Annotated in this window: 9 protein-coding genes; 1 reads left to right on the forward strand and 8 read right to left on the reverse strand. The window is 59.6% G+C overall.

All coding sequences use genetic code 11. From position 1 onward, the window contains the following. Window positions 1-23 precede the first annotated feature (23 nt). Window positions 24-3,362 (reverse strand): carboxypeptidase-like regulatory domain-containing protein, encoded by a 3,339-nt coding sequence (locus GSQ91_RS05020; protein WP_158820168.1) that lies wholly within the window; start codon window positions 3,360-3,362, stop codon window positions 24-26. A gap of 387 nt (window positions 3,363-3,749) precedes the next feature. On the opposite strand from GSQ91_RS05020, the gene GSQ91_RS05025 reads away from it, so the two are divergent. Continuing rightward, on the forward strand, window positions 3,750-5,198 hold the full coding sequence (locus GSQ91_RS05025; protein WP_158820169.1) for a sulfatase-like hydrolase/transferase: 1,449 nt from the start codon (window positions 3,750-3,752) through the stop codon (window positions 5,196-5,198). Window positions 5,199-5,251: 53 nt separating this feature from the next. Here GSQ91_RS05025 and GSQ91_RS05030 read toward each other — a convergent pair whose 3' ends face one another. From GSQ91_RS05030 to GSQ91_RS05065, 7 genes are all read right to left on the reverse strand, one after another. Further along, window positions 5,252-5,566 (reverse strand): iron-sulfur cluster assembly protein, encoded by a 315-nt coding sequence (locus GSQ91_RS05030; RefSeq protein ID WP_158820170.1) that lies wholly within the window; start codon window positions 5,564-5,566, stop codon window positions 5,252-5,254. Further along, window positions 5,563-5,976, reverse strand: coding sequence for a hypothetical protein (locus GSQ91_RS05035; RefSeq protein ID WP_158820171.1), 414 nt, complete (start codon window positions 5,974-5,976; stop codon window positions 5,563-5,565). The genes GSQ91_RS05030 and GSQ91_RS05035 overlap by 4 nt, the downstream gene beginning before the upstream one ends. Window positions 5,977-5,989: 13 nt before the next feature. Next, a complete protein-coding gene (locus tag GSQ91_RS05040; protein ID WP_158820172.1) occupies window positions 5,990-6,940 on the reverse strand; it encodes a polyprenyl synthetase family protein in 951 nt (316 codons plus the stop codon). Between the two features lie 3 nt (window positions 6,941-6,943). Next, a complete protein-coding gene (locus GSQ91_RS05045) occupies window positions 6,944-8,671 on the reverse strand; it encodes a hypothetical protein (protein WP_158820173.1) in 1,728 nt (575 codons plus the stop codon). Window positions 8,672-8,702: 31 nt separating this feature from the next. Further along, complete coding sequence (locus GSQ91_RS05050; protein ID WP_158820174.1) at window positions 8,703-9,011, reverse strand: hypothetical protein; 309 nt, start codon at window positions 9,009-9,011, stop codon at window positions 8,703-8,705. A gap of 85 nt (window positions 9,012-9,096) precedes the next feature. Next, complete coding sequence (locus GSQ91_RS25810; RefSeq protein WP_254064367.1) at window positions 9,097-12,234, reverse strand: penicillin acylase family protein; 3,138 nt, start codon at window positions 12,232-12,234, stop codon at window positions 9,097-9,099. 14 nt (window positions 12,235-12,248) lie between these two features. Further along, a complete protein-coding gene (locus GSQ91_RS05065) occupies window positions 12,249-13,346 on the reverse strand; it encodes a CPBP family intramembrane glutamic endopeptidase (protein WP_216845065.1) in 1,098 nt (365 codons plus the stop codon). Window positions 13,347-13,446 lie beyond the last annotated feature (100 nt).

The raw sequence follows: 13,446 nt of genomic DNA on the forward strand, positions 1-13,446 counted from the left end.
CAGTTACCAATTGCCGCCGCTCTTCAAAAATCGAACCTCAATGCGAATTGCACGATCCTCGGATCACCGGCGCTCGTGATCTTGCCGAACGCTTGCGAAGACATGTTATTCACCGGTTGCCCGTTGTTATTCGGTTGTCCGCTATTATCCAGTGCTCCAAGGTTCGTCCAGTTGATGAGATTGAATAGGTCGGCCCTGAACTCGAACCCACCTTTCCCTGCAGGAAGGACGGGAATCTTCTTCTTCACTGAGATGTCGTTCTGGAAGTAGCCAGGGCCGACCAGGGAGTTGCGTGCGGATGTGCCGAACTGACCTGGAGCGGGTTGTGAATATGCCGCGGTGTTGAAGTATTCGGCTGCTATTGCTGAGCGCGAGCGGCTCATGGACAAGTTGGGATTTCCGGTTACGTTCGCCCTCTCCTGGCCACTGCTGGTGCGAGAGTATCCGATCAAAGCGTTGTCCTGGCCCGTAAGGACGGAAAAGGGGATACCGCCGCTATAGCGGACGATACCGTTCAGTTGCCAGCCTCCCGCTACAGCGGTCAAGACTCCTTTGCCCTTCAGGGTTGGGAGTTCCCAGAGTCCATTGAGGGCAAGAATCTGGCCGACGTTGAAATCCGAAAGCCCTCGTTCCCCTTCTTCCCAATCGTTTGGGTTTTGGGGGCCGGAGCCGATCAAAGATTGAGACCTGGTATCGATCGATTTTTCCCAGGTGTAGGCTGCCTGGATGGAATAGCTCTTAGAGAACCTCTTTTGTACGTCAACCTGGAGCGAGTTGTAGTTGGAGTTGCCGTCAGAGAAGAGACCAGGGATGCTGCCGTAGTATTGTGGCGAAATCGGTCGCCGGCACTGCGCGTTGGCTTCGGTGGCGACTGGACCGCAGGCGGGGGAGACTGGACTGTAGACGGCGGCGTTCAGCTCGCGAGAATCGTAGAGGTGATGGGCCAAGCCACCGACATACGCGACCTCCGCGAAGAGATCGGCACCGAACCGGTGCTGGACATTGAGATTGAATTGTTCAACTTCCGCCGGCCTGTAGTTCGGGTCAAGGCTCGATTGGGTTATCCCTGGGAACGGGCCGAAGCTTGGTTTCTTCGGATTGTAAGGCAATGGGTCTGGTTGGCTGCCCCAGGGGTTTTCGGTGTTGGTCGGTGTCGAGCTGAAACTGACCAGAAAAGGCTCGTTGTTCGTCTCTACGGACTCGACCTCCTCGTTGATCGCAGCGTGATAAATTCCCCAGCCAGCCCGCACGGAAGTCCGACCGTTCCCCATGACATCCCAGGCAAAGCCGAACCGAGGCTCGAAGCCCCACTTCCAGGTTTTATAGATTCCAGGGGGAACCCCTTTGTCCCCTGGAACCACCAACCCCGGAGGTGCCGATGGATAGACCGTAGATTGCATGCCGGCGATGTACGTTGACGCGCCACCGGCCTTTTCTGTCCATGGCGTTTGCAGGTCATAGCGAAGCCCGAGATCGATTGTCACTCTCGGCGTGAGCTTGTAGTTGTCCTGAAAGAAGGGTTGGAACTGCTTGGACGTGCCGTCGTCGATGATGGTGGAGGTAACGCTGAAGGACTGGGGACGGCCGATCAGAAAGTCCGCCATCGGATTGCCTGGACTGGCTGGATTATTGGGATTGCTTGTATTTAATCCGGTGAAGGTATAACTCGTAGGCGGATAGACAAGATCTCCATTTCCCTCATACAGGAACAGGAAACCGATGTGCATATCGTGCTTCCCGTGATGCCAAGCGAGTGTGTCGTTGAATTGGCGGAAGTAAGAAGGTTCATCCGTATACGCATCGGTGCCCAGGAGGAAGTCGCCATTCACGTTAAATTGCGGGGTTTGAGGATAGGGGGTGAATCCATTGGAGTTGATGCCAAGCTGCTGCGCCGACTGACCGTTCTTTTCGGTTCCAATGATTCCTTCCGGGCGCGAGTAGGAAATCGCCGCCTCATTGATCAGGTAAGGGCGAAATGTATGGGTCTCCGTGAGCGCGTATGCCTGATAGTTGTACGTCTGTGGGTCATTCCAAAACGGAATGGGCCCTGGCGTCGGACTGCTTGATCTGCTGCGGTACGAACGAAACGATACCCTGTCCCTGGCTCCGAGGCTTTGGTCTATCTTGTAGACCACTTCGTAGGAGGTGACCGGTGCGCTTTGCGCAAGCCGCAGGCTGCCATCGGGTTGATTGGGTAATGGGAGATACAAGTTCATCACATTCGTTGCGACAGTATCGATTCGGTTTGTGGGAATGATGTTGCCGGGAAACGGTGCGCCTGTATTGGGATCTGTGATGACCTGTGGGGTCGGCAGATTCAACAAAGCGGAAAAGTCTCCGGTCCGTTCGGCGGCCGTTAGCGGGTAGGCTACGGTCAGGTCCTGCTGGTGAATTCGAAGCCCTTCGTACGCCACAAAGAAGAAGGTTTTATTCCTGCCGTTGTATTTCGGGAATAGAACCGGCCCGCCCAGATCGCCTCCAAACTGGTTCATGCGTAGCAGGGGTTTTTTCGTGCCGGGCGGCGTGAACGCGTTGGCGGCATCGAAGGCGTCGTTGCGCAGGTACTCCCACAGCCCCCCATGGAATTCATTGGTGCCAGATTTGGTGATTGCCACAATCTGGCTACCGGCCGCTCTTCCGTAGTCCGCGCCATAGGTGTCGGTAAGGACTCTGAACTCCCCCAAGGCGTCGACAGTGGGAAGATTCTGGCTGGTATTGGAGATCGCGTCGGTTAAAACCTGGCCGTCAAGCATCATGTTGCCGAAGTCGGTTCTACTTCCCGAGATGCTGTACAAAGCGCCATTGCGCGGCGAAATAAGGTAGATGGGCGCGTTGGATACGGCGACACCAGGAAGCGTTGCGAGAAGTCCCGTGGCGACCCTTCCGTTCAACGGAAGGCCCTCGAGGTGAGCGGCATCTACGGTGGCTCCCAGTGTGGCATCGGTGGTGTTGATGTTGACTGTATCGCCGGAGACATTGACGGTTTGATCCACCTCTCCGACGCGCAACTTCACATCCACACGAATATTCTGAGCGACCGGAACGAGGATGCCGGACTGAACAAATGTTCTGAACCCGTGGGCTGTGACCTTGAGGGTGTAATGTCCAACCGGCAGTGAGGAGATCGAATACGCTCCCTTTGTGGAGACGGTGGTGCTGGTGGAAAAGCCCGTATCGGTATTTGTGGCTTGAATGGTTGCCGCCGATACGACGGCTCCAGCCGGATCGGAGACTGCGCCGAGCAGCGCTCCTGTGGTCTGGGCCCATGCGTTACCGCATGCGAGGAAGACGGCAGTTGCTAGAAGAATTCTTGAACGCAGGCCTACGCGCCATGCGCGCAGCCAGATTGGTACGTGGCCCATGAAGCTTACCCCGACAAGTATTTATTTTTTTGAGACTCGAGCCGGAAAAATCCGCAGCCTGTGATGTGAATCGTGCGCATGCTCGAAAAGTTCTTCAAATGGACTCTTCTGTATGGCTTTCACACATACAAAGTTCCGAGAGCCCGAAACATGATGCGTTTTGGGCATAAGTTGCTAAGAACAGTCACTGCTGAGCGGTTGGATGCCGGATAGATTCAGTTGGTTAGCGAGAGTAAGTATGTTTCTTCTGGAGGGTGGCGCTGCGGGGCACACGCAACCTCTGTTCCTCTCCGATTGAGATGAATAGGTTCTTGCGCTGCAAGTTGTAAACAAAAAACGCGACAATAGGTATAAAGGCTTTTGTTTAGCGATGTGTAGGGGTGATGTATGGATCGACGGAAGTTTCTTGCGTTGGTGGGTTCGAGTGTGACCGTGCCGTCTGCGTTAGGGCTGGAGGCGGCTGCTGAGACGAAGGTGCATGCGCAGCGCAAGCGCAAGGGGCCTCCGAACGTGGTCGTAATGATCTGCGACGACCTGGGTTTTGGCGATCTTGGCTGCTATGGATCGAAGCTGGCAACGCCAAACCTTGACCGTATGGCCGCGGAGGGCGTGCGGTTTACACGATTCAATGCGGGGCATCCGATCTGTTCGGCTTCGCGGGCGGCTTTGCTGACTGGGCGCTATGGATTGCGCTGCAATACGGCAGGGGCGTTTCCGCCGAACACGCCTAGAGGAACGTCGCTCGATGAGACGCTGCTGTCCGATCTGTTCCATGCGAAGGGGTTCAAGACAAAGGCGATCGGCAAGTGGCATCTTGGCGACGCGCCGGAGTATCTGCCGACGAGCCGCGGATTCGACTCGTACTTCGGCATTCCGTACAGCGTGGATATGCATCCTACGCGGTTGGTCCGGGACAAGAAGATTCTGGAAGAGGAGACCGATCCGAAGCAGTTGACGCCGCGCTATACGGCGGAGGCGGTGGAGTTTCTGGATCATGTGGGGGGTGATCCATTCTTTCTGTATCTCGGATTTTCGTATCCCCATGATCCACCGATGGCCTCGGACAGGTTTGCAGGGAAGTCGGGGTTGGGCGATCAGGGCGATTCCATTGCGGAGATCGACTGGAGCGCCGGTGAGATTTTTAAGGCAATTGAACGCAATGGATTGGGTGCGGACACGCTGGTGATGTTCACAAGCGATCATGGGCCGTGGTTTCAGGGCAATCCCGGGGCACTGAGAGGGCGGAAGGCTTCTACATTTGAAGGTGGGTTTCGTGTGCCGTTGATTGCGAGGTGGCCAGGTGTGATTGCGGAGCGGAGAGTGGAAGAGACGCCATGCTCGAACCTGGATGTGCTGCCATCGCTGATGAAGGTGTGTAGGTTGGGGTCGTCCCCTAAGGCACTAGATGGCGTGGATGCGTCGGCGTTATTGTTCGGAACAGGCGATACGATCGAGGAACGGGCGCGGATTTATTTTTCGCCAATGGGCGATCATTCGCTCGATGTGCATTGCATTCGCAAGGGTGATTGGAAGCTGCGCGTGGCGCAGGGCGCCGGAGGCGAAGTTTATTTGAATGATTCCGCATCGTCCCCTACGAGTGCGTGGCTTCAGCATCCGGAGCTGTATAACCTGGGGCTCGACCCGGCAGAAAGCTATGATGTGGCGAAGTATCATCCGGAGAAGGTTGCAGCGTTGATGGCGGAACTCGATGCGCTGGTGGCAACATTTCCTCCAGATGTCACCGAGGCGTATGCGTCGCTGAAGAGCAGGCTGGGCGCGGGGACGACGCGGGCCGGCGCATCGCCGCGGCTGCCTTCGCCATCTGCCTCTCAATGAAGCTGAAGAGCGAATATTTGTTTCCTGCAGCATTCTGTAATGCAGGAATTGAGCTAACTGCGCCGAGTGTTCAGGATAGGAAACGCCGGAGCGAGCAGTTCGATCGCAGAACGCGAGACGGTGGGAAGACCGGCGAGACGATTTTCAATCTGAGCGACGAGCTGGGCGTTTGCGGCGTCATCGGTTCCAGGTGCTATGAGCTGGATGTGCACGATATAGCGCGGCGGGACTCCTGGGATGGTTGCGCCGGGTGCTTCTTCGTCGCGTGTCAAAGTAGCGGAGCGCACGAGATTCAGATCGACGATGTTGCGCCGCAGCAGGGGGTCATAGCAGTCCTTTAGCGCGGCCAGCAGGTCGTCGCGTGTCACTGGCCGCTGTCCTGGTGGGTCTTTACGCAGGTGTCCAGATGCTGCGTGCTGCGGGTCTTCCAGGTGGCGTCGGAGGAGGGGTGCAGGACGCCCTGGCGATAGAACATCAGCCAGGTTTCGCAGCCTTTGACGTCGACGGCTGCTGCTGCAGGCTGGATGGCATCGATTTGCTTTAGCAGGGATTGAATGGCGGGCTGGAACTGCTCGTTCGGCGCATCGCGGAGGGCAGCGGTCTTGTCGAACGCGTCCCAGGCTGCGGCACTTTCTGGAGGAACCGCGTGTGTGATGGCGATAGCCGGCTGAGAGGCCGCTGGCTGTGGCGTAGGTGCATGATGCCGGCGCATGAAGTTGAAAACTCCAAGTGCGACGATGATGGCGATCAGGATGTAGTGACGGGGGCGAAAGCGCATGGAGACTCCTGCGTTAGTGCGTGCGTTCGACGAGGTACTGGGCGAGAGACTTGAGCGGTGTTGCGGCATCGCCAAAGGGTTCGAGCGCGGCGAAGGCGTCGGCGATGAGCTCCGCTGCATCGTGTTTCGACTGCTCGATACCGAAGACAGCGGGCCATGTTGCTTTGTCGGTCGCTGTGTCCTTTCCGGCGGTCTTGCCGAGCTCTTCGGAGGACTGGGTCATGTCGAGCACGTCGTCGACGATTTGGAACGCAAGACCGGCTTTTTCGCCGAAGGTGCGGAGACGAGCGATGGCGTCTTCGGAGGTGCAGGCGAGCTTGGCTGTGCTGTTGTTGGCGAGGCAATGGCCGAGGCCGAGCAGGCCGCCGCAGACGATCGAGGTCGTGATGAGCGCGCCGGTCTTGGCGCGGTGGATGCGTTCGACCAGATCTGCGGTAGGTTTGTGGCCTTCACCTTCGATGTCCATGACCTGACCGCCGATCATGCCCGGAGGCAAGGCGCCACCGACACCGGTGCCGATGGCAAAGGAGAATTCGCGCAGGATTTCGACTACCGTGGCAGCGGGTGCGGGGAGCTGTGCGACCGTCTGGAAGGCGAGTGTCTGCAGCGCGTCGCCGGCGAGGATGGCCATGGCTTCGCCGAAGACGACGTGGCACGTTGGCTGGCCGCGGCGGAGGTCGTCGTTGTCCAGCGCGGGCAGGTCGTCGTGGATCAGCGAATAGGTGTGCACCATCTCGATGGCTGCGCCCAACGCAGCGGCACCTTCGGGGAGCGTACCGGCGACGCAGCGGGCGGCCTCCATGCAGAGGATGGGGCGCAGGCGCTTGCCTCCGGCGAAGGTGGAGTGGCGCATGGCGCGGTGAATCGAGTGGGGCTCGATGGTGGCTGCGGGAAGCAGGCGCTCGAGCGCGGCATCCGTAGCGGCGGCCCCGGTCTTCAGAATGGATTGAACGTCGATAGTCATGAGCTAATCTGCAATTTTACGCGAGCGGCGAAAGGTAAGTCCTAACAGAGCCAGAGCGCATGCGGTTATCGCCAGGCCGAGCTTCTGGTCGAGCGTGTACTGCCAGGCGATATCGAGGGTGGAAGCGCCGGCAGGCAGGGCGACGGCGAGCAGGCCGTCGTCCCGCTGGACATGCGGCGGAAGCTCGCTTCCGTTGCGGGTGAGGCGCCAATCCGGGAAGTCGCGGAGGTTGAGGATGAGTGTCTCGGGCTGCGGAAGTTGCAACGCCAGATGGTGCGGGGCCTGGGCCGATACGGTCTGCTCAGGGTCCAGGTCATCGGCGAAGTTGGGATCGGTATCGCCAAGGTTGGGCAGGGTGCCGGGGGCGAAGCCTGCAGGATCGGTGGTCAGCCAGTAGCCGGGATCGTTGCTGCGTAGAACGTCGTTGTCCGCGCCGTTCGGTGTGTATTCGTCCGTGGGCGCTACGCCATGGTGGGTGTTGAAGAGTGAGGCCATGGCAGCGGGGAGGTCTGTGTCATCGCAGGGCTGACGATAAAGGGTGATGCCGAGCAGCGAGAGCGCAAGGGCGCATATCGGGGCGGTGATCAGCATGGGTTTGCGGATGTTTTCGGCGCGAGGAAGCAGCAGCGCAATCGCGAAGGAAAGCACGGCGGAGAGGATGGTAAGCAGACGCCAGGGGAACTGCAGGAACGCCAGGTCTGGGAGGTGTCGCCAGAGTGGCGTGGAGATGGGAACCAGCAGAAAGGCGATAGCGAGAGTCAGGACAGCTAATGTTGGAGCGTGTTTGCGGCGGCTGCGAAAGAAAAGAGCCGCCACAGCACCTGCCGTCAGCAGCAGAAGAACGAGGGCTAGCAGGCTGGCGGTGTGCAGTACTGCATTGTGCGCGCTGTCGACGGTGTGGGCGAAGAGGAAGTTATCCTCGAAGCGCATGTTTGGAATGATCGCCATTGCGATCTGGACGTAGAGGCGTTCGTAGGCTGCAGGCAGCAGATAGAACGCCGGCAGCGCCAGCCCAAGAGCTGTACCCGCAACCGTGGTGAGTAGCAGGCGAGAGGGTTTGAGAGCTTCAGGTTGGACGGTTTCTCTGGAAGTTCGAAGGGAGGCGATGAGGCGCAGAATCCCTAACAGCGCGAGCATATAGCAGCCCATTACGGCTGCAGGAGCATTGGTGAGCCATAACAGTGCGACCGGGATGGCGATGCCGCGTACCGTTGGCCGCTCGCGCAATGCGGCGAGCAGCAGCAGCGGGATCCACGCGGCGGCAAGAAGCTCGGCGTAGGCGGTGCGCTCGAAGGCGTTGAACAACATGTAGGGGTTCGCCATGTAGAGTGCTGCGGCGAAGATGGCGGCGTTCGGCGATGTGTACTGCCGCGCGAGATGGTGCATCGCGAAGCCCGCGGCGGTGAGCGCTATCCAGGTGTAGATCGCGGGTGCGGCGGTGATGGGGAAGAGTATGGTGAGCAGCGCGCCGAGCATCCATGACAGCGGCGGATAGAAGATAAAACGCGGCTCGCCTGCGTTATAAGCTGCGGAGAACGCCCAGTGCGGATAGAGTGTGCCATGACGAAGCTGCTGGGCGGCATCGAGCCAGCTCTGCAGATGGAAGTCGAAGTCGTGTCCGCAGGAACAGCCGTACAGAATGAGCGGCAGGGTTATCAGCAGCGCCGTGAGCGGAAGCAGAATCAGCGGAAGGATGCCTTCCGTTGTCTGCCGATGTCGACTCTGCCCCATGCTCTATTGTGACATTCGGATTTCTACGGCTTCAGCCTTGCTGCGAATGTGCTGAAGAGACTGTTCCATCCATTGTGGAAGCATTGTCCGCCTTTGGCATGGCAAAGCCTTCGACGATCCAACCAGCGACCCACAAAAGTGCGCCACAGACAGCAGGAAAGAAGCTTAGATACAGAACAAGTGGAATCGCAGTTCCAAGAAGAAAGTTAGAGGCTCCCATGTTGGCGGCGAAGTGCATCACGATGCCGATGACGATCGTAAGAACGAGGGTGGCCGTCGCGAAAAATAGGATGCCGCGTCCAACCCGTTGCATGCGTAAAGCGCCTTCACGAACGTTCATGGCTAGATTCCTCGCAGCGAAGTTACGGTCGAGGCAAGTTTACACCGGGTAGTTCCTCCATCGCCCAGTAATAACTGGGCAAAGATCACGGTAAGAGTGTGAGTGTGTGGGTGGATTGACTGTCGTGCAGGGGCAGCGGCAGAGTCGTGCCCTTTAGCCAGGGTTCGAACTGGTCGAGATACCACGGGCTGGCGGGGTTGCCGGACTCGCCTGTGGTGATGTTGCCAGTGGTCGCGTCCGGGCTGGCGAGGTCGGCGGTAAAGCGCTCGCTAGGGCCGAAGTGATGGCCAATGGCCCGGATGGTGGTTGCGTTGCCCGCCGTTGCGCGAGGCCCCGATCCGGTTGCGGTGCCGAGTATCCGGTCAAATAGCGGCGACATGGAGAAGAGGGGATGGTCGATCTCGGCTGGGTGCAGGGGGCCGAAGTGCCACGAGGACACGTCCGACGGCGCATGCGCGTCGTGCAGCGCTCGGACGACGGCTTCCGCCAGGAAGTCGTTCCAGTTCGCAAAGCCAGGTGGCAACCAGCGTGCTGGAGTGTGCGCGAGCAGGCTCTCCAGCGCATCAGCCTGTTCGCCCCACTGGTAGAGCGCGAGCAGCTCTTGTGGGCGGGCTTTGTGTTTGCCCGCTTTGTCATGTGCGGCGATCTGTGGCAGCAATAACATCGACCAGAGCTGAGTGCGCGTGGCGTTGATGATGGAGGGCGCGGCGGAGTCAGGGGTAATCTCACCGTTCCAGGAGCGCAGAATATCCGCGGTCTGGTGCAGGCGTTTTGTATCGTGCGAGAGCGCGGCCTGTGAGGCGTGGTCCAGGGCGTAGACGAGGCGCTGGGCGACGACACGATCGAACTCGGAGTGAACGTCGTTCTGGAGGGCGAGCATGTCGGCCGATGTCAGGCCGTTGCGGCCCGCAAGCAGCTTGTTGATGCGCTCCACGCGATACGGCGCTCCCCAGTCGAGGGCGATGGCGTAGGGATAGTCGTCAGGTGTGATGCGGGCGTTGGCAGTGGCGAGAAAGCCATTCGGCGGGTCGATGATGGCCGGTAGCTCGTTGTAGGGAATGTATCCCGACCACTGCTGCGTGGTGTCTTTGGCATCCACGGGTAACGGCGAGATAGGGGAGCCGATGGTGTAGTCGATCACGGGTGCCGCGATGATAGGTTCTTCGTCCGGCTTTGTCGCTTCTTTAGGCTTTGGTTTGGGTTTGGGCTGGGGTTTTGCGGTGCGAGGCGGAACGCGCTGTCCACGGCGAACAGGGTGGAACGCTGTGTCGAGCATAACCGTAGAACTGGCTGGCCAAGTAGAGAAAAGCGGTCGCGCTTCCGCGCGATACCCCCGACGCAGAGCGCGATGCCAATGTTTGTGGCGCGCTTGGCGTCTATACCCCACCCTTTGCGCAAAGGCTCTTGGTGCTTCACTGCATCGTGCAGCAAAGGATGGGGGACCCGATTTGTGGCTCGCTGGGTTGTCTTCCGGTGTTATCAGACTTGCCTGTGGCGCATCTTCGGAATCATCTTCATCGGGCGGTGTGGGGCCTACAGGGACTGCTGGCGGGGCGGCGCGTGGATAGTGCACTGCGGGCCCACGAACCGGGATGCGTCCTATGGCGTGGTAGCCGATGTGTTTGTTGTCGTCGGCGTAGATGAGGTTGAGCGAGGGGCCGCCAAAGCTGGCGAAGGAGGCGACTAGGGAGCCGCTGTCGTTGGCTGCGTCAATATCGAGGAAAGGCGAGGAGACGTTGGCCGGGTCGTAGATGGTCCATGCCAGCGAAAGAGTGCGATGTTCAGAGGGAAACAACGGCGAGATGATCGGCGTTGCCAGTTCGACGTTGCCGACTGTCTCCGTGGTCGTGAGTACGTCGAGTTGGATATCGCGGCCGCGGCGTACGCGGATGAGTTCGCTATGGTGTGCGACCGGCGACCAGGTGCCGTCGGCGCGTTCGAATTCGGTGCTCTGGCCGGAACCGCGCAGATGTTCGACGCGGATGTCCTGTACGTCGGCGCCGAGGTTGGTGAAGCTCCAGGCGACGTGCGCGTTGCGGCCGACGAGCACGAAGGGTACGCCGGGCAGCGTGAAGCCGGTGACGTCGAGTGTGGCGCCATGCAGGCTGGCCTCGTACCAGATGTCCGGCACGCTCAGCGAGAGGTGCATGTCGTTGGAGAGTAGAGCACCTCCCGAGGCCGAGCGAGATGCGGCAACTGCCCAGTTGTTCGAACCGGCACGGCAGTTCTCGCAACGCTGGCCGGGGAACTGCTGAGCTATGCGGAGGATGTCCTGCGGAGTTGCGAGGAGGGACTGCGAGCGGTCCAACGGAATCTGCTCGATCTCCGGCTTGGGGGTGGTCAGGTCCGTTGAGGGTTGTGAGGGCGGATGGTCACGCCATGAGCCGACTGGATAGAGGTCAGCCATAAGCTCTGGCGGAAGATGGGTTGCGAGCGCTTCGCGCCGCATTTTGGTGGGGAACTCTGTCGACAGATCCTGGAACATCGCCAGAGAGACGAGCAGCGAGTCGCGAGGCTGCCAGGGGGCAGGCGTGTAGTGCAGGAGATGGAACTCCACCGGAAGACGGTCGCTGTTCTGTTCGAGGAACGCATTCACGCCGCGAGCATAAGCTTCTAGCTGATGCAGCTGATCGGGAGGCAGGACGGCGATGGCCCGGTCGGCTGCAGCGCGAATCTGTAGTGTGCGTTGGGTGCGATCATGTTCGACGAGGCTTGAGCCGAGGATCTCGGCAAGCTCGCCGGAGGCGTGGCGGCGGAGTGCGTCCATCTGCCACAGGCGATCCTGCGCAGCGACGAAGCCTTGCGCGAAGAGCAGGTCGTCGAGAGTGCCGGCCTGGATGGAGGGCACGCCCTGTGCATTGCGAGTCACCGTGACTGGTTGGCTGAGACCGGCAACGTGCAGCGTGCCGTCGATCTGCGGCAGCGCCGCATGCATGGAGTGGCGCAACCACGCGCCTAGCAGGCACAAGCCAACGAAAGCGATAAGGACCAGTACACCAAGTGCGATAGAGATTTTACGCAAGGGGAGGCGTTGTAGAGCCCCCGGAGCAGCTTCACGACGCTGTCTGCGCAGTCTCTCGGTAAGTTTCGCAAAGGCTGAAGGGCGCTCGTGCTGCGGAATCGGCGCGCTGATATGGTCGCGACGAGTGAAAAGGCGTGGCCCGTCCTGCTCTGTATCGTTGCCATCGTGAGGAGTGGGAGAGTCAGGGGGAAGGAGAGGCATGTGTTACTACAATTTTAGGCGATGAGGCTGTGAGCCTCCTGTTGAAGGTCGTGGGGTGCAGGCAATGGTTCCAGCGGTGGTTGCACCCCGGCGCGAGTGGTGAAGCGAATGATAAGCATGACCAGTAGCAGAGTGGGGATCACGAAGATGCTGCCTTCAGGACCGTCAGGTCCGCCTGAGAGGAAAGGTTTGCCTGCGGGGTGGGTTTGAAAGAGGCGTCCGGCGCTAAGACCGCCGCTGTCCGGAACGCCGTAGAGGAAGCTCTGCGCCCAGTCCCACGCCATATGAAAGCCAATGGCCCACCAGAGCGAGCCTGTGCGCCAGAGAGCATAGCTGAAGGTGATGCCGACAAGGAAGACGGCGACGATACCCGCAAAGGTTTCGCCGGGGTTACCCAGGTGGCCAATGCCGAAGGCGATCGACATGATGACGGCTGCAGTCCAGAACGAAATGGCGCGGGCATGCCTCGGTGAGATACGTTCGGCCACGCCGAAGACACCGCGCGTAAGCGTGTATTGGAGATAGCCGCGCGCGAGGTACTCCTCGAGCAGGCCGACGACCAGAAACGCCAACAGCCATAGAAAACCATAGGTGGTAATGTCGTCGCCGCTGAGTATGCGCGAGTCGAAGACGAGGAAGTGGGCCGCCCGGAGGATGCCGACAAGCAACGAGAGTGAAGCGAGACCCCAGAAAGCCCCGGTGAGGAGATCGAGAAGGCGCGCGCTGCCAATTCCGTACGCGGCGATACGGCGTCGTTCAAGGAAGGAGAGAATCGCTGCCGCGAGAGCCACTCCGAGCAGGTCAAGTCCTTCGCTGATGATGGTGTCGTCCACCATGATGGTTTGCGATGTGTGCGCCCCGGTCTTTTGCTCTGCGCTGTGGGCCTTGTGCTGCGCGATGGTTTGCCTGACGCGGCCCGTTGCCGCAAGTGCCGAGATGCGGGCAACCGCAGAGAAAACGAAGAAGAGAACGAGGAAGATCGCGATGCCCCAGCCGGCGCGCAGGCCAAAACGACCGAAGAGTATGCCATCGTCCGGGGATGTTCCCCCGGAATGCGACATCGGTGGATCGGGAGGGTCGATTGTGTTGCCTTGCCCGGAGATAGAGGCCATGATTTCTTTCTTTGGGGTGTGGTGATGTTGCGGCAACACGGGTGTAGCTGTGACTGCTTAGGCACAACTCCATCCAAGGTGCCGTTAGGATCGTGCCGCA

It is taken from the genome of Granulicella sp. S156 (assembly GCF_009766105.1).
In the GTDB taxonomy this organism is placed as follows: domain Bacteria; phylum Acidobacteriota; class Terriglobia; order Terriglobales; family Acidobacteriaceae; genus Granulicella.